Source organism: Limnobacter sp. 130, assembly GCF_902506325.1.
Taxonomy (GTDB): Bacteria; Pseudomonadota; Gammaproteobacteria; order Burkholderiales; family Burkholderiaceae_B; genus Limnobacter.
The window spans coordinates 426,533-450,382 of record NZ_LR732328.1 but is presented as its reverse complement, the minus strand read 5'-3'; the positions used below and the strand labels follow the sequence as shown (position 1 = coordinate 450,382).

The following is a 23,850-nucleotide window of genomic DNA, read 5'->3' as shown; positions in this document are numbered from 1 at the left end:
ATCATTTAGAATGTTGGGCTTGTCTTGAACCCAATCCTTTCCGGAAATCGTTATGTTTGACCGCCAAAAGGGCATCGCCCAAACCGACCCAGAATTGTGGACTGCCATGCAGCAGGAAACCACCCGCCAGGAAGACCACATCGAGCTGATCGCGTCTGAGAACTACGCGAGCCCAGCCGTGATGGAAGCCCAGGGTTCACAGCTGACCAACAAATACGCCGAGGGTTACCCTGGCAAGCGCTACTACGGCGGTTGCGAGCACGTGGACGTGGTTGAAGACCTGGCCATTGAGCGCCTGAAAAAGCTTTTTGGCGCTGAAGCCGCCAACGTGCAGCCCAACTCTGGCTCGCAGGCCAACCAGGCCGTGTTCTTCGCCTTGCTGCAGCCTGGCGACACCATCATGGGCCTGTCGCTTGCTGAAGGCGGACACCTTACACACGGCATGCCACTGAACATGTCTGGAAAGTGGTTCAACGTGGTGTCCTACGGCCTGAACAAGGAAGAAGCCATTGATTACGACCAGGTTGAAGCCCTGGCCCGTGAACACAAACCAAAAATCATCATCGCCGGCGCGTCGGCTTATGCACTGCGCATTGATTTCGAACGCTTTGCAAAAATTGCCAAGGAAGTGGGCGCCTACTTCATGGTGGACATGGCCCACTACGCGGGTCTGATTGCAGCGGGTGTGTACCCCAACCCGGTGCCACATGCTGATGTATGTACATCGACCACGCACAAATCACTGCGTGGCCCACGCGGCGGTATCATCTTGATGAAAGAAGAACTGGCCAAGAAAATCAACAGTGCGATTTTCCCTGGCATTCAGGGTGGCCCTTTGATGCACGTAATCGCCGGTAAAGCTGTGGCTTTCCACGAAGCCCTGCAGCCTTCATTCAAGGAATACCAGCAACAAGTGGTATTGAACGCCAAAGCATTGGCTGAAACACTGGTCGAGCGCGGTTTGCGCATTGTCTCTGGTCGCACCGAAAGCCACGTCATGCTGGTTGACCTGCGGGCCAAGGGCATTACCGGCAAAGCAGCCGAAGCGGCTTTGGGCAACGCGCACATTACCGTGAACAAAAACGCCATTCCAAATGACCCTGAAAAGCCATTTGTAACCAGCGGCATTCGCTTGGGCAGCCCGGCCATGACCACTCGCGGCTTCAAGGAAGAGCAAGCCCGCGCGGTTGGCCACTTGCTCGCCGACGTTTTGGAAAACCCAGAGGACGAAGCCACATTGGCCACCGTTCGTGCCAAGGTCAAGGAATTGACCAGCCAGTTCCCTGTTTACAAGTAAGCAAGGGGCGGCGGCGTTATGAAATGCCCCTTCTGTGGCAACGCCGACACCCAGGTGGTCGACTCGCGTACGTCTGAAGAAGGCGACGCGATTCGCCGCCGCAGGCAATGCAGCAGTTGTGGCAAACGATTCACCACCTACGAACGGGCAGAACTGTTTCTGCCCGCCATCGTCAAAAAAGACGGCTCCCGAGTTGAGTTTTCTCGCGACAAATTGCGTGGCAGCTTAATGCTTGCCCTGCGCAAACGCCCCGTTCGCGCCGAGGCCATTGATGAAGCCATTTCAAGTATTGAAGAAAAACTGCTGGTGAGCGCAGCGCGCGAGGTCGACACCAAGTTTTTAGGCGAGTTGGTGATGCAGCAACTCAAACAACTGGATACCGTTGCCTACATTCGCTTTGCATCGGTCTACAAAAGCTTCGAAGACCTGCAAAGTTTCTCGGAAGAAATTGCCCACCTGACCGCACCTGCCGAGAACGTAGCAAGCGCACCCAAACCCAAAGCCCGTTCCACTGTCAAAAAAGGCGTTTAAAAGTAACTGAGGCCATGGCTAGTATTCATCACAACGACGAACACTGGATGCAGCAGGCGCTGAACCTGGCTTGGAAGGGCCAGTACAGCACCACGCCAAATCCACGCGTGGGTTGCGTGTTTGTACGCGATGGCGTTGCCATTGCTGAAGGCTTTCATGCCAGGGCAGGCGAAGGTCACGCCGAAGTGCAAGCCATCGCCGACGCCAAAGCGCGCGGTATTTCCCTGCAAGACAGCACAGCCTATGTCACCCTTGAACCCTGCGCACACCATGGCCGCACAGGCCCTTGCGCAGAAGCGCTGGTGGGCACCGGTGTAAAACGGGTTGTTGCCGCCGTACTCGACCCCAACCCACTGGTGGCAGGCCAGGGCATGGCCATTTTGCAAGCAGCAGGCATTGAAACGTCCCATGGCGTTTTAATTGAAAATGCCCGTTGGATCAACCGGGGCTTTTTCAGCCGCATGGAACACAAGCGCCCCTGGGTGCGATTGAAAGTAGCCAGCAGCGCAGACGGCATCAGCGCGCTGAACAATGGCGTAAGCCAGTGGATCACAGGCGAAGAAGCGCGACTGGACGGACACCACCTGCGTGCGCAGGCCTGTGCTGTACTCAGCGGCATTGGCACAGTGAAAGCGGACAACCCACAATTGAATGTGCGCGGCATCGACACCGAACGCCAGCCACTGAAGGTGGTCGTGGACAGCAAGCTGGAAATATCGCCCGATGCGCGATTGCTGCAAACCGGCAAGGTGCTGATTGCCCACACAGAGCTGCAGCCACCCGCATGGCTGAGCACCCACCCCAATGCCGTCAATATCGAAGCACTGAACGTGGCGCCTGTTGCCGCGGGCCTGCATGCAGGCAAAGTGAAAACCGACCTGTTGCGGCTGTTGCAAGAACTGGCCGCACGTGGCATCAATGAACTTCATCTTGAGGCAGGTTTTGGATTGAACGGGTCTTTCCTGCAAGCCGGGTTGGTGGATGAAATCGTTCAATACATTGCCCCGCGCTTCCTGGGACCAGGCCAAGGCCTGTTCCGCTTGCCTGAACTTGATGCCCTCCCCGCCTATGTGGACTGGGCCATTCATTCGTTTGAACAAAAAGGACAAGACCTGCGCATTACGTGGGTTCGAAATAATCAGGAGTAGTAGCAAACATGTTCACCGGCATCATTGAATCAATTGGACAAATTAAAACTGTAGAGCCCCTTCAAAACTCTGCATACGCGGGAGTTCGACTCGCTGTGCATGCACCCACGCTCGATTTTTCAGATGTCAAACTGGGTGACAGCATTGCCATTCAAGGCGCTTGCATGACAGTGGTGGCCATGGAAGCTCAAACCTTTCACGTCGATGTATCGCAGGAAAGTTTGTCGAAAACCGTGGGCTTGAGCCAGCCGGGAGAGGTCAACCTTGAAAAAGCAATGCGATTGTCTGATCGCGTGGGCGGGCATTTGGTAAGCGGTCATGTAGACGGACTGGGTGACGTGGTTGATTTTTCACCCGTGGGTGAAAGCTGGCACCTGCAAATTCGCGCGCCGAAAACCCTGTCGCCGTTCTTTGCCTACAAGGGCTCAGTGACAGTAAACGGCGTCAGTTTGACCGTCAACAAAGTGGACGACCATGCCACAGGTGAATGCGACATTCACATCAACCTGATCCCACACACCGTTCAAATGACCACGCTCAAACACTTGAAGGCTGGCAGCCCGGTGAATCTGGAAATTGATCAGATTGCGCGCTACTGCGAACGAATTGTGAAAACCATGAATTTGAATCAAGGCTAATCAGCTTGGTGGTACAAAGGGGGGCCCAGAAGCCCCCCTTTTTTATTAGAACGTGTAGTTCACTGTGATGGTGTATCCATCGGCTTTGATGTTCTCTTTGTCGTAAAAATTTTCGTACCCGATTCGGTATTCGAGTGGGCCGACGACATACGCGTGATTCAAAGTCATTCTTTTTGAGAAAAGAACAAACCTTAAACCCATCTGGTCAGTGCCCACACTTATCGGCTGTTAACTTGTTAAAGATCGCTTCGAAATTTCTGCTAACCTTGCTGCTCTTCATTACTACTTAAAACCTTGAAGAACCGCTTGCTTGCTTCGTTTCGTCCTGCTTGTCGTGCAGCAGAGAAACGAGATTATGCACATCAATCCAAAACCTGTCAAACACTTTTGCGAAGAAATTTGTATTTTTCTGCAGCGCGTCAAAAGTGTGTTCCAAACACCCCACACGCAGACCAAAACAAGCCTCTGACGCACAAGGATTTTTTCCAGAATTGCACAAAAAACAGGCTCCCGAAGGAGCCCTGAAAATATTTCAATTTTTTTGGTTTCACCGCACCTTAAATGGCTGCTGGCACCAATTTAATTACAAATTAATTCAAATTAATTCGAAAATTGGGTCTTATTTGTTGGTGAAATTGGGTTTGCGCTTCTCCACAAAGGCAGACATGCCCTCTTTTTGGTCTTCTGTGGCAAACAAACTGTGGAACATGCGACGCTCAAACAGCATTCCCTCTGACAAAGAACCCTCGAATGCTCGGTTAATGCTCTCTTTGGCCATCATGACCGACGGATTTGAATACGCTGCAATAATAGTGGCGGCCTCAATGGCTTCATCCAGACACTTGTCTGCGGGAACAACACGCGACACGAGCCCGGCTCGCTCCGCCTCAGCTGCATCCATTAAACGGCCAGTCAGACACAGATCCATCGCTTTGGCTTTGCTGATTGCACGCGGCAGGCGCTGTGTACCACCTGCACCAGGAATGATGCCGAGCTTGATTTCTGGCTGACCGAATTTGGCCGTGTCGGCACAAATGATGAAGTCGGTCATCATGGCCAATTCACAACCACCGCCCAAAGCGAACCCACGTACCGCTGCAATCACTGGTTTGCGTACATTGCGTATGGTTTCCCAGTTGCGTGTGATGTATTCGCTTTTGTACACATCCATATAAGTAAATGAGGACATCGCTCCGATGTCCGCACCGGCAGCGAAAGCTTTGTCGCTGCCTGTAACTACCATTGCGCCAATGTTGTCGTCGGAATCGAAAGCCATTAGGGCGTCGCCGAGCTCAGTCATCAGTTGGTCATTCAGTGCATTCAGTACTTGGGGGCGATTCAAACGCACCAAGCCCACCTTGCCGATGGTTTCTACGAGGATGGTTTCATATGTCATGGTCAGTCTCCTGCTTATTAATAGGGATGGAGAAAGTCTAACCGCTGAAATTCGAGTATTCACCGACCTTAAAGAGTTTTGAATCAAGACGTGACTTTATTTTCTGTCTAGGACAAAATAGCTTCACCTTGGACAAAACAGGCAGTAAAGAATGACAAAGTGCATATTCGTTATGGGCGCCAACAGTGCAATCGCCCAGGAATTGATTCAGTTGTGTGTGGATTCTGGACAAGAGGTGATTGCGGCAGGTCGGGATGCATCGGTACTTGAGGCGCTATATGGCCATACACCAGGTGTACATATATTAGAGACGCAGGCCTGCGACTCTGGATCCGTAAATGCCGCATTTGAAACGATGAACAGCCTGGGAAAACAAGTGGATGGCTACGCGCACTGTGTGGGTTCTATCCTGGTTGCCCCTTTAACCAAAACCACCGACGCTCAAATTGACAGTGTGATGCAGGTCAACCTGTTTTCAGCCATGTATGGGTTGCGTGCGTTTTTAAAACATGCAAAAACCAATGCGCAAGGCGGTTCTGCCGTGTTGGTGTCCACCTGCGCCACTGGTATTGGTGTTCCCAATCACGAGGCGATCGCTGCTGCAAAGGCGGGCATTGAGGGTTTGGCCAAGTCGGCTGCGGCCACACACGCGGCTGACAATATTCGAATCAATGTGGTGGCCCCGGGCCTGACCGACTCACCGATTGCATCGGCTTTTTTGAAAAGTGACATGATGCGTGCAGCAAGCGCCAAGCAATACCCATTGCAGGGCGTCAACCAGCCCGGTGAGGTAGCGCAGGCCATGTACTGGTTGCTAGGCGCAGGGGCCAGCCGCATGACAGGCGCAGTGTTGAATGTGGACGGCGGGTTCAGGAATATCCGCCCTCTTGTGAAGTAAACCCCATTCAATCCTATAAAGAGCCACAGTCATGCAGCACCAAACACCCGTCAAATTTGAACCCAGCCGCCTTGCTGCACTGAACGCACTTGCGACAGTGGACCCGGCAAGGTACAGCCGCACCCGGAATTTTCTGGATGGCGCAGTAACGCGACTTTCCCCCTGGATTACTCATGGCTACTTGAGTGTGCGAGAGGCGACCCAAATATTGATGGAGAAGTATCGCCTGAGTTTCGAGGACAAGCTGATCTTTGAATTTGCGTGGCGGGAGTTCTTCAAACACGCACATGCTGAGTTGGGTAACGGAATATTGAGCGATGTCCGCAGACCAGTGTGGTCGGGCAAGTACAGCTCGCAGTTGCCAGGCGACATTCGGGAAGGCCGAACAGGGGTTGCAGCAATCGATGCTGGAGTTGCCCTTCTTTATGAGACTGGCTATTTGCACAACCATGTCCGGATGTGGATAGCGTCCTATGTGGTTCACATGCGAAAAGTGCACTGGAAAGTGGGCGCTGACTGGATGTACGCCCACCTGCTGGACGGGGACCTGGCATCTAACCACTTGAGCTGGCAATGGGTGGCTGGGACGTTTAGCCACAAACCCTATGTTTTCAACTCGGACAATGTCAAGAAATATGCACCGATGTGGAATTGCAGCGGGACGGCCATTGATACCGATTATGAAGACTTGGAATCGATTGCCCGGAGCAAACGCGATGTGGGATGCGAAAGAAATGCGCCCGCGATTGGCGCGCAGGAACCGGGATGCCACAACTTTGATCTTGAACTGTTGACCGACACGCTAAAACGCAAGACAGTGGACCTTCGTCAACAGGCTGGTGTTGACTCATGCAGTAGCTTGATGGGCAATTTCAAGAAGATTAATTTGGTGCACCCTTGGGAGCTCAAAGCCTGCTTTGATTTGACGCAAACCGGCGAGTTGCGCGTGGGCTTGATTGACTGCGCATTTCACAAAGCCCACCCCTGGAGCAAACAACGCTGGGATTTCGTGCTGAATGCCATGGAAACCGGTTGCGATCAAATATGGGTTGTGAACACCGATGACATTGCTCACTGCGCAACCATGCTGGCTCGCTTTATTCAAACAGGCACCGAGTTTGAGTTGAGGGAAACATTGAATTCAGGCTATGTGATGATGGGCCGTTGTTTTCCGGTTCGATGGAACGCGGAAGACAAACTGCTACCCAGCCCTTCTCGTTTTCAGCAGAGCTTTTCACGTTTTTACAGGGAGACCACCTTGATGGCCGGAAGCCTTGAAGAAGCTGTACATGGCGCAATATTGATGGAATGACGATGGCACCAACATTGAAAACTCACTGGATGAATGTGCTCGGTTACGCAGGGCTGATTCCATTTTTGGGATTGGCTGCGTTGACCGGCATATACAGCGGTACCGAGATCGCGGAGCGCTTTGCCAATTACAACCTGATTTACGCATTGTGCATTGTTTCGTTTTTGGGCGCTGTGCATTGGGGACTGGCTATTTCACTCAGCAGCCAGGACCAACCTGTTTACCTTGCCGAATTGGATCAATCGGAATTTGAAACACGAAGTTTTATCTGGGGAGTAACGCCCTCACTGTTGGCCTGGCTGGCTGGCGCATTCTCTCCCCCTGAATCCACCCTTTGGATTCTTGCCCTGATTCTGGCTTTGGTATGGATGGTAGACCAGCGCTTTTTAAAGCCCATGAAGGCGTTCGATGCTTACCTGCGTCTGAGAAACCACCTGACATTGGGTGCAATTGTTGGATTGTTAGTGACCGCCTGCTTTGCTTAAATGGTGTAGTCTATTTTTCAGGACTGACCAAAAAGCAAGGAAGGACAAAGTATGTTCAAAGCGGTATTTCTTCAAAAAAACGAACAAGGCGAGTTCAAGGCCAGTATTGAGCAACTGGACGAAAGCCAGTTGCCTGAAGCTGGTGACGTGCTGGTTCGAATTTCCCATTCCACACTCAATTACAAAGACGGCCTGGCAATTTGCAACAAGTCACCTGTGGTGCGCCAATGGCCCATGGTTGCGGGCATTGATGGTGCAGGTACCGTATTGGAAAGCGCCCACCCTGGATTCAAACCTGGAGACGAAGTAATTCTCAATGGATTTGGCGTGGGAGAAACGCACTGGGGTTGCCTGGCCGAAAAAGCAAAACTGAAAGGGGATTGGCTGATTAAACGACCAGCGGGTTTAAGCCCTGCGCAGGCCATGGCGATCGGTACCGCGGGCTACACCGCCATGTTGTGTGTGCTGGGCCTTGAAAAAGGCGGCGTGAAACCTGGTAGCGGTGAAATTTTAGTGACTGGTGCAACTGGCGGCGTCGGCAGTATTGCAATCGCACTGTTGAGCAAGCTGGGCTACACCGTAGTGGCGACCAGCGGCAAACCTGAACAAACTGATTTCCTGAAAGGTTTGGGCGCGAGCGAAGTCATGGACCGAAAGTTGTTGAGTGAGCCCGGAAAACCTTTACAACGCGAGCGCTGGGCTGGTGTTGTGGACTGCGTGGGATCACACACCCTGGCCAATGCCTGTGCACAGACCAAATACGGTGGCACGGTGACTGCATGTGGTTTGGCCCAAGGCATGGATTTGCCTTCTTCGGTGGCACCATTTATTTTACGGGGCGTTACCTTGACGGGCGTTGACTCGGTGATGGCACGCTTGCCAGTGCGTGAGGAAGCTTGGCGCAGACTAGCTGCCGACCTTGATCTGAAAAAGTTGGAAGGACTCTCACGCACACTTCCACTGGAAGGTGCGATTGAAGCAGCTGCCCAAATTATGGCAGGAACCAACACGGGCCGCGTGCTTATCAAAATTTAATACACAGACGACTACCATGTTGCATTACCAGGTCACGGTGGCAGACCCGAAAGGCCACTATTTCGACGTTCAATTGCAATTTGAGATTGCACGGGACCAACTGCAAGGCACTGGCGACGAGCGCTGGATTGACTTAACGTTGCCCGCCTGGATTCCTGGCAGTTACCTGATTCGTGAATTTGCACGGAACGTGCTTTATGTGCGGGCCCGTGTAGGACAGGTTGAAACCACGGTCACACGGGAAAGGAAGGACAGCTGGCGAGTACATGTCGATGGCGCGCAGATTGGGCTTGCCGCGCATTCACTTTTAATTCAATGCGAATGGCGAGTGTATGCCTGGGATTTGTCAGTGCGCGGCGCACACCTGGACGACACCCATGGTTTTTTCAACGGCACCAGCCTGTTTCTGTGCCCGAAGGGATTTGAACAAGAACCGGTTGAGTTGACCATTTCCAGACCTAGCGACGACTTACAGGACTGGCTGGTCGCCTGCGGCTTGCCCAGCCAGCCTGGAACCTTGAAAGACCCACATGGCTGCCCGATTCTTCGGGCAGGGGGTCAAGTCAAATTTATAGCGACGGATTTTGACTGCCTGATCGACCACCCAATTGAAATGGGCGCCTTGCGGGTAGAAAGCTTTTCTGTGTTGGGAGTTGAGCATGTATTTGCAGTGTATGGCGCAGACACCGACCTGGATTTGCAACGGATTTGCAACGACCTGAAGCCTGTGTGCGAAATTCAGATCGCCTTGTTTGAACCCGACACCAAACGTGCGCCTTTTGAGCGGTATGTGTTTATGCTGCATGCGACCGACAATGGTTACGGTGGTCTGGAACACCGCAACAGCACTTCATTGCTTTTTAACGCGAACGAATTGCCTCAATGTGGTGTTGAGAAAACGTCCAAAGCCTATGAAGGCTTTTTGGGACTTTGCAGCCATGAGTACTTTCATTCCTGGAATGTGAAGCGCATGAAACCAGCTGCATTTGTTCCCTATGATCTGACCCAGGAAAATTACACCCGATTGTTGTGGATTTTCGAGGGTTTTACATCCTATTACGATGATGTTGTGTTGGCACGTGCGGGCAAGTTGGACGAAGAGGCATACCTGAAAAGCGTATGCAGGAACATTACACAGGTGAGAAAGGGCCCTGGACGCATGAATCAATCTGTGTCGGACAGCTCTTTTGATGCCTGGACCAAATACTATCGACAAGATGAAAATGCACCCAACGCAATTGTGAGTTACTACACCAAGGGCTCACTTGTGGCTTTGTGTATTGATTCCGCAATTCGAAAACAAAGCAGCGGCCAGAAAAGCCTGGACGATGTGATGCGCTTGATGTGGCAACGCAAAGGATTGACTGGCGAGGGACTGAAGGAGGATGAGTTCCCAGGCCTGGTGCTGGAAGCCACAGGGATTGAGCTAAACCGGGAAATTGAACAATGGACACAGAGCACCGACGAGCTGCCATTGGACGAGGCCTTAAAGACCTTTGGCTTGAGCCTGAGTCAAACTCAAAATGATGAGCAAATTTACCTTGGGTTACACGGGCAATTTAAACCTGAAGGTATGTTGGTAAAGCAGGTGATTAACGGTGGTCCTGCCCACGCGAGTGGCATTTCAGCAGGCGATTGGCTGGTGGCATTGGGTGAGAAAAAACTGACCGAAACCAACTACAAACGGCTATTGGCAGCAAGCCGGCCCGGAACACCACTGCGCGCAATTGCATTTCGCGCAGATCGGCTGATGGAATTTAGTTTGGTACCAGCCGAACCGGCATCCAATGAATGGACAATCAAAAAACCGGAACAAAGCGAGGGCGAGGTTGTGCCTGCCCCTTGGCTTCAATAAAAAAGATCTGCCAGTGCCTGCCCTGGCGAGGCTGCCCGCATGAACGCCTCGCCAACCAAAAATGCGTGAATATCATTGGCACGCATTAGGGCCACATCGTCACGGGTAGCAATGCCACTCTCGGTGATCAGCAAATGCTCTGGGCCCACCCGACCTTTCAGATCAAGCGTGGTTTGCAATGAAGTTTCAAAAGTGCGCAAATTGCGATTGTTTACACCAATCAGTGGTGTTTTTAATTGCAAGGCAATGTCCATTTCTTGTGCATCATGCACTTCGACAAGTACATCCATACCCAGCTCATTGGCGCATTGCTCGAGTTCCAGCAGTTGAGGCAACTGCAAGGCTGAAACAATCAGCAAAATGGCATCGGCGCCCAGACCCCGGGCTTGTACAACCTGATAGGTGTCGATAATGAAATCTTTGCGGATGCAGGGCAGACCACTCGCCTCGCGCGCCATGTCGAGGTACTGGGGCGCGCCTTTGAAATATTGAATGTCAGTGAGCACCGACAAACAAGTTGCACCATGCTCGGCATAGCTTTTTGCGATTTCCACGGGATCAAAAGGTTCGCGCAGAATGCCTTTGCTGGGGCTGGCACGTTTTACTTCCGCAATGACTGCAGGCAGGCCTTTGGCCACCGCTGTTTTCATGGCGTTGCCAAAACCCCGCGTTGGGGGCAGCTTTGCGGCCTTGGTCAACCATTGCACTTCAGACAAAACCTGCTTGCCCTGTGCAATTTCTTCGCGCTTGGTGGCTAAAATTTTGTCAAGAATATCGCTCATGGTTCTGCCTTATTGCTCAATCGACTTGGTAAAGTCGACGAACTCATTGAGTTTGCGGATTGCTGCACCACTGGCCACGGTGGAGCGCGCCACATCAATGCCCTCTTTCAGACTACCTGCAACACCTGCTGTATACAGACCTGCTGCGCTGTTGAGCAACACGATGTCACCAATTGCACCGCCCTTGCCATTCAATGCATGGAAAATTTTGTCGCGAGACTCTTGGACAGAACCTGCATGCAGGCTGCTGTGTGATGCGCGTGCGAGACCAAAGTCTTCGGGCTTGATGCTGTAGTGCTTGATTTCACCATCGCGTAGCTCAGCAATTTTTGAGTCGCATTCAATACACAGTTCGTCCATGCCATTTTCACCATGCACGATGAGCGCTTGAATGGACCCCAAACGCTTGAGCACTTCGGCCTGTAAGTCGAGCAAATTGGCGCTATACACACCCATGACCTGGCGCTTGGCATTGGCCGGATTGGTGAGTGGGCCGAGAATGTTGAACACCGTGCGCACACCCAGTTCTTTGCGAACCGGGCCCGCAAAACGCATGGCACTGTGATGATTCGGTGCGAACATGAATCCAATGCCCACTTGGGCGATTGATTCTGCAACCTGGGTCGGCTTCAGATTGATGTTGGCGCCAAGCAATTCAAGTACATCGGCGCTGCCCGAATTAGAGGACACGCTACGACCACCGTGCTTGCCCACTTTGGCGCCGGCGGCTGCCAGCACGAACATGCAGGCAGTTGAAATATTAAATGTTTGCGCACCATCGCCACCCGTGCCGCATAGATCGACAACCTCAGTGCCTGCGGGCAACTCGACCGGAGTGACCAGATCTCGCATGACTTGCGCGGCGGCAGCCACTTCTTCGGCTGTTTCGCCTTTGACACGCAAGCCAACCAGCAAACCAGCGATTTGCGCAGTGGTCAAACCACCACTCAATAGTTGCTGAAATGCATTTCGGGTGAGTTCATGCGACAAGTCTTGCCCAGCAAGCAGTTGATTCAAAATGGCGGGGTAATTAAATGACTGGGACATGAGATTTGGGGGTTAAGGGTTTAGTTAACGCGCTTAAGGAAATTTTTGAGCAGATCATGCCCGCGGTCACTCAGGATGGATTCAGGATGAAACTGAACACCCTCGATATCCAGCGTTTTATGACGAACACCCATGATTTCACCATCTGCTGTTTCTGCGGTGATTTCAAGGCAATCGGGCAAGCTTTCCCGCTCGATCGCCAATGAGTGATAGCGAATGCAGATAAGCGGGTTGGGCAAGCCCTCAAAGACACCCACATTGTGATGATGAACCGGGGATGTTTTTCCGTGCATGATGGTTTTGGCACGTACAACCTTGCCACCGAAGGCTTCGCCAATGGCCTGATGCCCCAGGCACACACCCAAAACGGGAACCACACCGGCCATTCGCTGAATGATTTCGATGGACACGCCGGCCTGCGCTGGTGAACAGGGGCCAGGCGAAACACACACCGCACGAGGTTTGAGGCTTAGTGCTTCATCGACTGTGATGGCATCGTTGCGAACAACATGCACTTGCTGACCCAATTCACCCAAGTACTGGACAAGATTGAAGGTAAAACTGTCGTAGTTGTCGATCATCAACAGCATGGCGGGCCTGCATTTCGAATAGGGGGGAAGAAACAAGTGCGTGATTTGTCAAAATTTTAACACACGCACCCGCCACGGCCCCTTGCGGGTAGAGACAATCACGACAACTCACCGTCCAGACCAGCCTGCACAAGTTCGGCTGCGCGCATGACCGCACGCGCCTTGTTCTCAGTCTCGAGCCATTCGCTTTCGGCCACGGAATCGGCGACCACGCCAGCACCTGCCTGAACATACAAGGTTTGGTCTTTCACCACGCCAGTGCGAATGGCGATGGCGACATCCATGGTGCCAGTGAAACTGAGATAGCCACAGGCGCCGCCATACACGCCGCGCTTGGTGGGTTCGAGTTCATCAATGATTTCCATGGCGCGCACCTTGGGTGCACCGGAAAGCGTGCCCGCAGGGAAAGTGGCGCGGAGCACATCCATGGCCCCCATACCAGGCTTCAAGTCGCCCTGGACATTGCTGACAATGTGCATGACATGAGAATAGCGCTCGATAATCATTTTCTCGGTGACCTGCACAGAACCGACCTGTGCGATACGCCCCACATCGTTGCGAGCCAGGTCGATCAACATGACATGCTCTGCAATTTCTTTGGGATCGGCCAGCAGCTCTTCGGCAAGTGCCAAATCTTCTTGCAGTGATTTGCCGCGTGGGCGAGTGCCGGCGATGGGGCGCAAGGTGACCAAAGGCGCTTTGCCTTCGACCTGGTCTTGACGCACCAGAATTTCAGGAGATGAACCCACCACTTGGAAACTGCCGAAGTTGTAATAGAACAAATAAGGCGATGGATTCAGAGAACGCAAGGCGCGATAAAGCATGAGTGCGTCTTGCGTGAAGCGTTTGCTCAGCCGCTGCCCCAAGACCACCTGCATGACATCACCGGCAGCGATGTATTCTTTGGACTTGGCCACCATGTCAAAGAAATAGTCTTTGCTCATGCTGCGTTCAATCGGGGTACTTTCGCTGCTGCCCGAGACCGGAATGGCGATGGGCTGGCGAAGCTGGCCCATGAGTCGCTTGACCTCGGCAACGCCGTTTTCATAGGCATTGGTTTGCGCTGGATCGACAAACACGATGAGCTGAATGGTGCCTTGAATGTTGTCGACCACCGCCATGCGGTCGGTGAACATCAGCAAAATATCGGGAATACCCAAATCGTCGGCTTTGCGACTGGCCTCAAGTCGAGGCTCAATGTAGCGAACCGTGTCATATCCAAAATAGCCGGCTAGCCCACCAAAAAAACGGGGACTGCCGTTGACAGGCGGCACTTTGAAACGGGCATGGTACTGCTCGATAAATTGCAGCGGGTCGCCGTTGAATGTCTCAAGCGTGTCCAGCGTGCCGTCCGGGCGCTGCTGTTGTACCACCACGGAATGTTCAACCACCTTGATGGTGATTGTGGAAGGCAAACCTACAAACGAATAACGGCCAGAGCGTTCGCCACCCACCACCGATTCAAGCAAGAATGTATTTGGCTTGTTGGCAAGCTTGAGGTACACCGACAAGGGTGTATCGAGGTCGGCATAGCAACGCGCAATCAGCGGAATGCGGTTATACCCCTGTGTTGCGAATGCATCAAATTCAGCTTTAGAAATCATTGTGGTACCCGTGTGCCCAGCAGGCGTTGTGCAGCTTTCTCGATCGTGCTCACGATGCCATCGCACGGTGTGTCGTGAACAGATCGCCCTTCGTTGTAACCATAGGGCAAAAGCCAACACTCTACGCCGGCTGCGTTTGCAGCAAGCGCGTCGTTCACGGAATCACCAATCATCAGGGCCTGCGAGGGCTCAACACCAAGCAACTTGCAGGCGTGGGTTACGGGCATGGGGTCGGGTTTTTTCACGGGGCAGGTATCTCCGCCTACGACCACCTCGAAGTAATGGGCAATGCCAGTGCGCTCAAGAAGTGGCTTGGTGAAACGTTCCGGCTTGTTGGTGACCACCGCCAGTTTGTAACCGGCATTCTTCAGCAGATCAAGCCCTTCCCTCACGCCCGGATAAAACACCGAGTGATTGCCATTGATGTGGGTGTAATGACCTTGCCAGTTGGCCATGGCTTGGGCATACAGTTCGGGGGAGGCCTTCTCGGTCATGCTGCCGGTAAGGCTTCTGTTGACCAGATTTTCTGCGCCCTTGCCCACATACACTGCAACGGTTTCCTCGGGTAACACGGGTTTGCCCAAATCCGCCAACATGGCATTCACCGCGGCAGCCAGATCGGGCACCGTGTGCAAAAGCGTTCCATCGAGGTCGAACAATACTGCTTTCTTGGTCATGGTCGCTTATCTCGTAGTGGCCAACTCTGCCCGCATTTGGTCAATGACGGCTTTGTAGTCGGGTTTGCCGAAAATGGCCGAGCCGGCAACAAAGGTGTCAGCACCTGCGCGTGCAATTTGCGCAATGTTGTCAGGCTTCACGCCACCATCCACTTCAAGGCGAATATTTTGACCGCCCTTGGCCACATGTGCATCAATTCGCTTGCGCAATTCGGTCAGCTTCACCAAGGCTTGTGGAATGAAACTTTGCCCGCCAAAACCAGGGTTTACCGACATCACCAAAATAAGGTCGAGTTTGTCCATGACGTGATCCACCCAGGAAATCGGGGTGGCCGGGTTGAGCACAATGCCTGCCTGACAACCGGAGTCGCGAATCAGGCCAAGCGTTCGGTCAAGGTGATCCGTTCCCTCTGGGTGCACGCTGATCAAGTTGGCACCCGCCTTGGCAAAATCGGGAATGATCCGATCGACCGGACGCACCATCAGGTGCACATCAATCATCGCAGTGGTGTGGGGGCGCAGGGCCTCGCAAACCAAAGGGCCAATGGTGAGGTTGGGCACGTAATGATTGTCCATGACGTCAAAGTGAACCCAGTCTGCGCCCGCTGCAATGACATTTTTCACCTCGTCGCCCAGACGGGCAAAGTCAGCTGAAAGAATACTGGGAGCAATAACAAACGGGTTCATGGCAGGCCTTCGAAGAAAAATTCAGACACAAAGCAAGAGTTTAAACGAAGTTACCCCGGGCAAATGGCTTTGAAAGCGGCTTCGGATTTGTGAAAACGGGGGTTTGAAGTCATACTTAATGCCCAGAGCAACAGAAACAAGCCACACCGCATGAGTAGCCCGTCACCCTATCAGTTTGAAGTCCGAGTCAGCACCCAGTTTCTTGAGGAGCAAAGCGACAAAGACAAAGGTCCTTATGTTTTCGCCTACACCATTGAAATAGAAAATGTGGGTGAAAGAACAGCACAATTGCTGAGTCGCCACTGGATCATTACTGACGCCCACAACATTGTTCAAGAAGTAAAAGGCGATGGCGTGGTCGGCGAACAACCCACACTACGCCCTGGCGAGAGTTTCGAGTACACCAGCGGCTGCCCGCTGCCCACCCCGGTGGGTACCATGAAGGGCAGTTACACTTTTGTGGGTGAAGGCGGCGAGCAATTTGATGTGCCCGTGCCCGAGTTTTTGCTGTCAATGCCGCGGGTGTTGCACTAATCCTTGTTTGGGGGTGAGTCTGTTTTGGAAGACTCCGTATCCGGTTTTTCCACAGGATGATCCACCCTGGCCCTCAAAGTCCACCACATAATGAACACGATCAGGCCCAAAGCCAAAACCATTTCCGCAATGAGTAACCACATGTTCAATTCACTCCGTTGTTGGTGGCCCAGCACCATGCTGGCTGCCCTGATTTTATCTGGATGCGCTACTTCTCCGACCCCAAAAGCGGCTGAATGTTCATGCCCGACAGGAGAAAAACCGGCGCAAACCGAGAAAAAAGACGACAAACCGGCTTTGCCCTTGTTTGTGAAGTCAGATTTTTCAAGCTTGCCCGGTTGGAACACAAGCAACCACAGCCGCTTTCTGGAGGCCTTTGCAGAGCAATGCTCAGTCAACGGCAATGCCCTTGCAAAACGCAAAGCCACGCCCACCGGCCTGCTGGACGCTTGCCGCAAAGCCCGACAAAATTTAAGTGGCAATACACTTTTACCGGCACAAATCTGGATGGAAGCCAACTTTGATGTGTGGCAATTTCAACAGGAAGACGGCAAGAAAGAAGGCTTGCTAACCGGTTATTTCGAACCCATGCTGAAAGGTGCACGCAAAGAACAAAGCGCTTACAAAGCCCCCCTTTACGGTGTACCTGCGGATTTGATCACGGTGAAGCTGGATGAACAATACCCGGAACTGAAAGGCAAGCGCCTGCGCGGCCGCCTTCAGGGCAATACGCTGGTACCTTTCTTCGACAGGGCGGAATGGGAACGCCTGGGACCTGATCGCGAGAAACCGATTGTTTGGGTAGATGACAAACTGGATGCTTTTTTACTGCAGGTGCAGGGTTCGGGCCGGGTGACTTTGCCCGATGGCAGCGTGATTCGGCTGAGTTATGCCGAGCAGAATGGCCACCCTTACAAATCCATTGGCAAAGTGCTGGTGGACCGCGGAGAATTGACCGCAGCCCAAGCCACAATTCCCGGCATCCGAAATTGGGCGAAAGCCAACCCTGGCAAGCTGGATGATTTGCTGAATGCCAACCCAAGCGTGGTGTTTTTTAAGGAAAACAAGGTACTGCGACCGCAGGAAGGCCCGGTGGGCGCCATGGGTGTGCCCCTGACTGGCAAACTCAGCTTGGCCATAGACCGGGAAAAAGTACCTTATGGCAGCCCGATCTGGATCGAATCAAGCAACCCCGTGAACAACACGCCAATTACACAGGGAACACTGGCGCAAGACACTGGGGGGGCCATTCGGGGACGGGTGCGTGCCGACTATTTTTGGGGAACCGGCGAGGAAGCGGGTACAGCAGCCGGCTTGACTCGCCAGCCATTGAAGATGTGGTTGATTTGGCCCAAGGGTACTCCCCTGCCCGAAAGCGGAAGCTGAACCCCGGGAGCCGAAGTAATTATTTAGACCGGGAAGCCGCAGCGATGCGGCGATTCAGGTCGGCAGATGGAATGGCGCCACTAACGCGTGTGCCGTCCTGGAAAAATACGGTGGGTGTACCTGACACACCCATGCCTCGGCCCAAGCTGACCAACTCGTCGATCGGCGGGTTGCAATTGCCGTTTCCTGTGGGGGACTGGTCTTTCAGCATCCAGTCATCCCACATTTTGGATTTGTCACTGGCACACATTACTTTTTGCGCTTTGTCGACCGAGTCGCGGCCCAACACAGGATAGACATAGGTGTAAACCGTGGTGTCCTGCAACTTGGACAGGGTTTCTTTGCGGAAACGCTTGCAATAGCCACAGTTGGGGTCTTCAAATACAGCGATTTTCCGGCTACCCGTTCCGTACACTGATTTCAAGGCCAGGCCCAGAGGCAGATCTTTTTCGAAATTGATGGCATTGAGTTTGTCCAGCCTGGCTTCAGTCAAATTCGCCATGGATTTGCTTTCCATCAGTTCACCCAAAATCAGGTGACTACCGCTTGCATTGGTGTAAATGATTTTTTTGGTGCCGTTGTGATTCACAACAACCTCAAACAAGCCATCAATGAATTCAATGTCATTGACTGAAACCACTTTTACGCCTGACGCGCCCAACGACTCGTTCACGGCTGCCGTGATGCGTTCAACCTGCGATTTGCTTGCAGCGGCCTGTGCGGGTTGCACAGACTGGGACAATGCCCATGCGCCTGCTGACAACGCGATTACAGAGAACACAACAGCACTGCTGCGTTTGCGGAAGGACAAAGGTAAATTGAATTTCATAGGTCTGCTTGGGTAAAAATGATGAATTGTAGTTAGGACAGGCCCGAAGGCAATTTGTTCATTGCGTCAGGAATATAAGAACGAATTTACCGCATGGCCTGTTGAGACAACCAACGCTTGAGCATGGGGAGCTGGTTGACCAGGTGCATGCCTTTGTTGCGTACCCAGGCTGCGCCGGGCAAATCGAGTCGGAACAAGGTGTGTAATCCATCTGTTAGAAAATGCACTGGTTTACAGGCAGCCTTGCGGCGGCGTTCCCAAGCGCGCCACAATTGCTCGTCTGCGAGACCCAAGCGTTGCACGGCCAGAAGCCGCTTGCGAGAAGTCAGCAAATTGGCCAACTCTGCGGCGTCTTCCAATCCAAGGTTCAAACCCTGCCCTGCCAATGGGTGAATAACATGCGCAGCGTCGCCCATCAACACAACCCCATTGTCAAACCACACAGGCGCAACGCCATGTTTCAGCGGAAAGGCATAAGTTTTACCCACAGGCACCAAGTCGCCATACAGTTCCTGAACTGCTCCACCGGAGAGGGATTGCACGCGATTGACCATGTCGGATGGGCTGAGTTGAACCAAGGCCTGAGACTGGGACAAGGGCATGGACCACACCATGGAGACATGGGGACCAGGCAAGGGCAACATGGCCAAAACAGAATCGCCAACAAACCATTGGCGTGCGGCCCCATGGTGAGGCTTTTCAATGGCAAAGGTTGTTACAACGCCCTCGGCGCTGTAATCATCAAGCGTGAAATCAAGCCCTGCCTGCTTGCGGGTTTGGCTTTGAGCGCCGTCAGCAGCGATCAGCAAAGGCACGCGAACGGTTTTCAGGTTGGTGACCACAGCCCAACCTTCTTTTTCGCGGGAAAGTCCCTCGACTTTCGCATCCAGCCAGCCAATGCCGGGCTGATAGCGCATTGCTGAAAACAGCACTTCGAAAAGACAGCTTTGCTCAATAATCCAGGTGAGGTAATCAACCCCCGTGTCGCTGGCATTGAAACGCAGGTGACCTTGAGCATCACCATTGGAATCGCCCCATACCTGCATTTCGGTGACGGGTTGTACCTTTTCGCTAGGAATGTTGTCCCAAACACGTAAGCGGTCTAGTACCCGCTGGCTGCGATGCGACAAGGCAAATACCCGGGGATCAAAACGCTGATCGGGATTGGGCTGAAACTGGGGCGGACGAGCCCCCACCACCAGTACCTTGAAACCAGAACTGGCCAGCACGAGTGAAGCCACCAGGCCAACCACACCACAACCAATGATGGCGACATCATGACTGGATGTATTCTGAAACTGCGTGCTTACTGGGTTGCTCATGGTCTTTAAATGGCCGGCATCGTGAATTATTGAACATGCTACAGCGATTTTGCATTTCTTGTTTGCGCAACGTCAAAGTTTCGGATAAACTTGCGGGCTTCGGTAGTGAACACCACCGAAAACGCGTGGCCGAGTAGCTCAGTCGGTAGAGCAGAGGATTGAAAATCCTTGTGTCGGCAGTTCGATTCTGTCCTCGGCCACCACCATCCCAATTTACGCCCCCCCCCCAAGTACTGACAGACCAAACCATGCTTTCTTCAGCATTTTGTTGTCGCCTTTTGTCGACAACGAAACGGGAACGCTCGGGTCTTTGATTGTTTTCTGACCGTCAAGCACCGGATAATGGCTGCACTCTAAAAATAATATGTGTTGAGCCTGCTTTTGAACCTTTCCGCCACATTGACCAAGCTGTTGAAGGTCACCGCACTTGCGATTGCCCTGGCGCTATGCCATGCGCAGGCTATGGCTGTGGACTATTCGCTCAGCGGATTTGGCACGATTCAATACACGCAGGGTGATAACGAACAAAAATACCTGCGCTTCATCAATGAAGACGGCACGTTCAAGGTCAATTCGATTTTGGGTGCGCAACTGGATGTGCAGTTGTCAGATCAGCTCAGTGCAACGGTGCAGTACGTGGTCGCCCCCAAGCAAAGACGTGATGAAAGTGTCGAGTTTGACAATCGCTGGGCATTCTTGAAGTTCAAGCCCAATGACAACTGGCACTTTAAATTAGGTCGCCAACGACTTAATTACTATCTTGACTCCGAGAATCTCGACGTTGGGCATACCTATGTGCCAGCCAACTTAAGCCCAGAGGTTTACTACAACGCGGGCGTTCTATCGCTGGATGGATTCTCAGCCAATTACAACTTTGAGGATGCTGGCGGGAGATATTGGGGATTTCAAGCGATCACAGGCAAGCGGGATATTGTTCAGCGGCTTGCTGGATTTAACCAGGACTTTCCGCTGAATTCATTTGAAATTGGCGGCCTGGTACTCAGCGTTCAAGGTGAGCGTTACCGCATCCAAATTGCACACCACGGTGCGGAAGTAGACCGGGTCTTGACTCAAGTTGGCGGTGTTCCATTAACAGACGGACGGCTTGACGCAAACGCCAGATTCACAAACCTTGGTGCTGAATACCGATGGGATCTTTACACCTTGCGCGGAGAGTTGAGCCAGACTGAATTGGCAGCATCCCAAAGCGGAATTATCACAGGCAGTGGCTTGCCAAGAATTACGCAATCGGCGCCCAAGTATGAGGAGCATGGCGGCAACATTCTTTTGATCCGCAAAGTATTTAAACAACATGCAGTTTATGGAAGCTACGGTCGATTCATTTCAGAATTCGATGATCAGTACTCATTCGCGATTGGTGGCAAATACAATCTGAGCCCATCGGACTCGATCAAGCTTGAATTGCAGCACGTCGTCGAAAAAAACACGCGCCCGCAGTTGTCCGACAACCGCATTCCCAACACCACGTTTAATTTCCTGAGCGTGTCTTACAACTGGGTGTGGCAATGATTACGCGCACCGCCAGTTTTGTTAAGGCCGCCGCGTCGATCGGCTTGTACTTAATGTTGGGCGTGGTTGGCGCAGCCTCTGCAGAGGTGTATGTGGTGTCGTCTGCCACACTGCCTATCAATGAAATTGCAATTCGTGAACTGCGCAGCATTTACAAGGGGCGATTGAGCCAGGTCAATGGCTATCGATTGACGCCTTTGAACCTAGCCCCCGGCACCAACGATCGCGATGCGTTTTTAGAACGAATCATGGAGTTGAACGAGCTGGACTACACGGGATACTGGCACGTGCGACGGTACACCGGCCAAGGCACGCCACCGACAGAAGTTGACACCAAGGAAGAGTTGTTTACCACGCTTAAAGAACAGCCTGGCGGCATTGGTTATCTTTGGATGCCCAATGGCAGCAAACCAAAGCTGCCCGACGGCTTGAAAGTGATTCGCGTGAAGTAAGCCGCCAAGGGCGGCTTGGCTTTATTCTTTGGTATAGCCTTTGCTCAAAGGCAGCCACCAGGTAAAACCGAACACCAATGTTTTTAGAACCACCTTACCGACTGGCAAATTCAGTGCGCGCAGGCGATTGATCGCCAGAGGAATTTCAAGCACATGCGCCAGCAAAATGATCGCTGCGAACAAGGTAAGGAAGGGAACATGGAAACCCAACAGCCCGACCAAGGGCACGATCAGCCAAAAAACCACCAGACCCGCTTGAAGTCCATACCAAACCCGTTGTTCGCCCATGCCTTAGCCCCTCGTTTTATTGATGTAGGGGAAGTTTAACTCAACGGGTGAGCACTGCTGTGTTGAAGCAATCCATGTTGTCGACTTGTACGTAAACTTCATTGGCCTCAAGACCCAACACTTCAAGAATCTCATCGAGCCCACCGCCGAGTGAGTTCAATGCAGCGCTCAAAACCGGGTTGGTAGCCAGCACAGTTAAGATTCCATTTAACGCATTAACGCCTGTGTTCAAATTGGCGAGCAAATTGCCGACCCCCTGGGACGCCTCGAAACTGTAAGAAGTTGTCACGACAGGATCTGGATAACCCACCATTGGAACATCGTTGGCACTGCCACTACCAACATTGGCATTGATGGTACGCTGACCCAACAACGGCAAAGATGGAAGACCCAAAGCCGCTATGATGGGCGTGGAGTCCAAATCCACCACAACAGCAGAATCAGATTGAGGTAGCCTGCAATCAATGTCTTTAATGTCAACTGAGCCGCCACCTGCTGTTACCCGCAAATCCAACAAACCACTGATTCGTGTAGACACTGCAATTTGTTCGGTACGCGCTGTTGCGATAACCCTGCCGTCATTATTCAGCTTGGTGGCCACAAACAGCTGGGGAGGACTAAGCACCGAGACATTCAAAGTATTGCCCAAATTCAAGCGAATGCCAGTTCCGCCCACGCCGCGAGCAGCTGCCAAGCTGGATGCGAAAGCCAAATTACCCAAACGCACCGACGCACCTGCGAACTCGGAGTCGCCGCTGGTGTCTGCGGCCAATATATCTCTCAACAAGAAACTGACTGTATCTGCCGGACCGCTACCGGGTATTGCAATGACAGGTGCCTCCGGACCGGCGACATTCAGTGCGGCATCCAGCAAACCTGCTGCTGTAACCCGCGTATTCAACAAACGGGCCATGTCCAATTGATCGCCCGCACTGAACGCACCCAACTCAACGCCCAATTGCAGCAAGTCCACTTGGGCATTGGAGGCCAAGAGACCCCGAAATCCCAACAAATTAAGATTCAATTGAGTACCAATCGCACTCATCAATGGAGACAGGCTGGAACCATTCAAATTCAATGCCAACAAATTGGTGCCCACCAAACCGGAGATAACCGGTGCCACTGTGGCCTCGGCCACAGCCACAACAGGCTCGGTACCCAGAAACGCAGCAGGCACATTGCGCACCACGCGCACCAACACAGAACGGTCGCAAGCGTTAGCGGGCAATAAGGTGTCTGTGCCGCGAACATTGCAACTGATCGAGATGCTGTCAGTGGTGTCGTCAAGACCATTGCGCCTTGCGTAATCCACCGCTGCTGTAAAACCCTGGGGAGCATTGCCAATATCGCTGGCTGCCGTTTTGGCAGCAAGGTCTGCGATGCGTTGCACTTCCTCTTTTTCCCAAATCACCTGGCCCAAACCCAACACAGCCAAGGCACCCACTGTCATCAGCATGATGAACACTGTGAGAATGGTCATGGCTCCGCGTTGGCGAAATGACGAGGATGCGTGGTTGAAATTTTTTA

The 23,850-nt window shown here is 52.7% G+C and carries 24 protein-coding genes and 1 tRNA gene; 14 read left to right on the top strand and 11 right to left on the bottom strand.

The features are described 5' to 3' along the window. The first annotated feature begins 52 nt into the window (after window positions 1-52). Genes glyA through FRIGORI9N_RS02150 form a run of 4 tightly spaced genes read left to right on the top strand, consistent with a single transcriptional unit; the run spans window position 53 to window position 3,614 of the window. Window positions 53-1,297 (top strand): serine hydroxymethyltransferase, encoded by a 1,245-nt coding sequence (gene glyA, locus FRIGORI9N_RS02165; RefSeq protein WP_159568266.1) that lies wholly within the window; start codon window positions 53-55, stop codon window positions 1,295-1,297. A gap of 18 nt (window positions 1,298-1,315) precedes the next feature. Next, window positions 1,316-1,828 (top strand): transcriptional regulator NrdR, encoded by a 513-nt coding sequence (nrdR, locus tag FRIGORI9N_RS02160; RefSeq protein WP_159568265.1) that lies wholly within the window; start codon window positions 1,316-1,318, stop codon window positions 1,826-1,828. Between the two features lie 14 nt (window positions 1,829-1,842). Beyond that, a complete protein-coding gene (ribD, locus tag FRIGORI9N_RS02155; RefSeq protein ID WP_159568264.1) occupies window positions 1,843-2,976 on the top strand; it encodes a bifunctional diaminohydroxyphosphoribosylaminopyrimidine deaminase/5-amino-6-(5-phosphoribosylamino)uracil reductase RibD in 1,134 nt (377 codons plus the stop codon). A gap of 8 nt (window positions 2,977-2,984) precedes the next feature. Further along, window positions 2,985-3,614 (top strand): riboflavin synthase, encoded by a 630-nt coding sequence (locus FRIGORI9N_RS02150; protein ID WP_159568263.1) that lies wholly within the window; start codon window positions 2,985-2,987, stop codon window positions 3,612-3,614. A gap of 619 nt (window positions 3,615-4,233) precedes the next feature. Here FRIGORI9N_RS02150 and FRIGORI9N_RS02145 read toward each other — a convergent pair. Then, window positions 4,234-5,010, bottom strand: a complete 777-nt coding sequence (locus tag FRIGORI9N_RS02145; RefSeq protein WP_159568262.1) for an enoyl-CoA hydratase — start codon at window positions 5,008-5,010, stop codon at window positions 4,234-4,236. Between the two features lie 151 nt (window positions 5,011-5,161). On the opposite strand from FRIGORI9N_RS02145, the gene FRIGORI9N_RS02140 reads away from it, so the two are divergent. From FRIGORI9N_RS02140 to FRIGORI9N_RS02120, 5 genes are read left to right on the top strand one after another with little or no spacing between them, the layout of a single operon-like run. After that, window positions 5,162-5,908, top strand: coding sequence for an SDR family NAD(P)-dependent oxidoreductase (locus FRIGORI9N_RS02140; RefSeq protein ID WP_159568261.1), 747 nt, complete (start codon window positions 5,162-5,164; stop codon window positions 5,906-5,908). Between the two features lie 31 nt (window positions 5,909-5,939). After that, on the top strand, window positions 5,940-7,220 hold the full coding sequence (locus FRIGORI9N_RS02135; protein ID WP_159568260.1) for an FAD-binding domain-containing protein: 1,281 nt from the start codon (window positions 5,940-5,942) through the stop codon (window positions 7,218-7,220). Between the two features lie 2 nt (window positions 7,221-7,222). Then, window positions 7,223-7,705: a DUF3429 domain-containing protein gene (locus FRIGORI9N_RS02130; RefSeq protein ID WP_159568259.1), complete on the top strand. Its 483-nt coding sequence runs from the start codon at window positions 7,223-7,225 to the stop codon at window positions 7,703-7,705. A gap of 51 nt (window positions 7,706-7,756) precedes the next feature. Next, window positions 7,757-8,740, top strand: a complete 984-nt coding sequence (locus FRIGORI9N_RS02125; RefSeq protein WP_159568258.1) for an MDR family oxidoreductase — start codon at window positions 7,757-7,759, stop codon at window positions 8,738-8,740. Between the two features lie 16 nt (window positions 8,741-8,756). Then, window positions 8,757-10,595 (top strand): M61 family metallopeptidase, encoded by a 1,839-nt coding sequence (locus FRIGORI9N_RS02120; protein WP_159568257.1) that lies wholly within the window; start codon window positions 8,757-8,759, stop codon window positions 10,593-10,595. Here FRIGORI9N_RS02120 and trpC read toward each other — a convergent pair. The 6 genes from trpC to rpe all read right to left on the bottom strand — a co-directional run bounded on the left by trpC (window position 10,589) and on the right by rpe (window position 15,982). Next, on the bottom strand, window positions 10,589-11,377 hold the full coding sequence (trpC, locus tag FRIGORI9N_RS02115) for an indole-3-glycerol phosphate synthase TrpC (protein WP_159568256.1): 789 nt from the start codon (window positions 11,375-11,377) through the stop codon (window positions 10,589-10,591). The two genes, FRIGORI9N_RS02120 and trpC, sit on opposite strands and share 7 nt — an antisense overlap. 9 nt (window positions 11,378-11,386) lie before the next feature. After that, window positions 11,387-12,424: an anthranilate phosphoribosyltransferase gene (gene trpD / locus FRIGORI9N_RS02110; protein ID WP_159568255.1), complete on the bottom strand. Its 1,038-nt coding sequence runs from the start codon at window positions 12,422-12,424 to the stop codon at window positions 11,387-11,389. 20 nt (window positions 12,425-12,444) lie between these two features. Further along, entirely contained in the window at window positions 12,445-13,014 is a 570-nt protein-coding gene (locus FRIGORI9N_RS02105; RefSeq protein ID WP_159568254.1) for an aminodeoxychorismate/anthranilate synthase component II, read from the bottom strand. 98 nt (window positions 13,015-13,112) lie between these two features. Next, window positions 13,113-14,615, bottom strand: a complete 1,503-nt coding sequence (gene trpE, locus FRIGORI9N_RS02100) for an anthranilate synthase component I (protein WP_159569557.1) — start codon at window positions 14,613-14,615, stop codon at window positions 13,113-13,115. Continuing rightward, complete coding sequence (locus tag FRIGORI9N_RS02095; RefSeq protein WP_159568253.1) at window positions 14,615-15,295, bottom strand: phosphoglycolate phosphatase; 681 nt, start codon at window positions 15,293-15,295, stop codon at window positions 14,615-14,617. Before FRIGORI9N_RS02095 ends, trpE begins: the two co-directional genes overlap by 1 nt. A 6-nt stretch (window positions 15,296-15,301) precedes the next feature. Further along, window positions 15,302-15,982: a ribulose-phosphate 3-epimerase gene (gene rpe / locus FRIGORI9N_RS02090; RefSeq protein WP_159568252.1), complete on the bottom strand. Its 681-nt coding sequence runs from the start codon at window positions 15,980-15,982 to the stop codon at window positions 15,302-15,304. Window positions 15,983-16,132: 150 nt separating this feature from the next. Here rpe and apaG point away from each other — a divergent pair, with 150 nt between their 5' ends. Together apaG and FRIGORI9N_RS02080 are read left to right on the top strand one after the other, a co-directional pair. Next, the gene (gene apaG, locus FRIGORI9N_RS02085) at window positions 16,133-16,516 is read left to right on the top strand and encodes a Co2+/Mg2+ efflux protein ApaG (RefSeq protein ID WP_159568251.1); all 384 of its coding nucleotides are present in this window, start codon (window positions 16,133-16,135) and stop codon (window positions 16,514-16,516) included. 141 nt (window positions 16,517-16,657) lie between these two features. Continuing rightward, window positions 16,658-17,902 carry a murein transglycosylase A gene (locus FRIGORI9N_RS02080; protein ID WP_159568250.1) on the top strand — a complete coding sequence of 415 codons (1,245 nt, stop codon included), beginning with the start codon at window positions 16,658-16,660 and terminating at the stop codon, window positions 17,900-17,902. A 19-nt stretch (window positions 17,903-17,921) separates the two neighbouring features. Here the strand turns inward: FRIGORI9N_RS02080 and FRIGORI9N_RS02075 are convergent, their stop codons facing one another. Together FRIGORI9N_RS02075 and FRIGORI9N_RS02070 are read right to left on the bottom strand one after the other, a co-directional pair. Continuing rightward, window positions 17,922-18,731 (bottom strand): DsbC family protein, encoded by an 810-nt coding sequence (locus tag FRIGORI9N_RS02075; RefSeq protein ID WP_159568249.1) that lies wholly within the window; start codon window positions 18,729-18,731, stop codon window positions 17,922-17,924. An 86-nt stretch (window positions 18,732-18,817) separates the two neighbouring features. After that, window positions 18,818-20,053: an FAD-dependent monooxygenase gene (locus FRIGORI9N_RS02070; RefSeq protein WP_159568248.1), complete on the bottom strand. Its 1,236-nt coding sequence runs from the start codon at window positions 20,051-20,053 to the stop codon at window positions 18,818-18,820. Between the two features lie 127 nt (window positions 20,054-20,180). Between FRIGORI9N_RS02070 and FRIGORI9N_RS02065 the strand changes: the two genes are divergently transcribed. From FRIGORI9N_RS02065 to FRIGORI9N_RS02055, 3 genes are all read left to right on the top strand, one after another. Continuing rightward, a tRNA-Phe gene (locus tag FRIGORI9N_RS02065) sits at window positions 20,181-20,256 on the top strand. A gap of 178 nt (window positions 20,257-20,434) precedes the next feature. Continuing rightward, entirely contained in the window at window positions 20,435-21,583 is a 1,149-nt protein-coding gene (locus FRIGORI9N_RS02060; RefSeq protein WP_159568247.1) for a hypothetical protein, read from the top strand. Beyond that, window positions 21,580-22,035, top strand: a complete 456-nt coding sequence (locus FRIGORI9N_RS02055; protein WP_159568246.1) for a hypothetical protein — start codon at window positions 21,580-21,582, stop codon at window positions 22,033-22,035. The genes FRIGORI9N_RS02060 and FRIGORI9N_RS02055 overlap by 4 nt, the downstream gene beginning before the upstream one ends. 21 nt (window positions 22,036-22,056) lie before the next feature. On the opposite strand, the gene FRIGORI9N_RS02050 is transcribed toward FRIGORI9N_RS02055, so the two are convergent. Together FRIGORI9N_RS02050 and FRIGORI9N_RS02045 are read right to left on the bottom strand one after the other, a co-directional pair. Then, entirely contained in the window at window positions 22,057-22,323 is a 267-nt protein-coding gene (locus tag FRIGORI9N_RS02050; RefSeq protein ID WP_159568245.1) for a hypothetical protein, read from the bottom strand. Window positions 22,324-22,363: 40 nt separating this feature from the next. Further along, entirely contained in the window at window positions 22,364-23,803 is a 1,440-nt protein-coding gene (locus tag FRIGORI9N_RS02045; protein WP_159568244.1) for a pilus assembly protein TadG-related protein, read from the bottom strand. Between the last annotated feature and the right edge of the window lie 47 nt (window positions 23,804-23,850).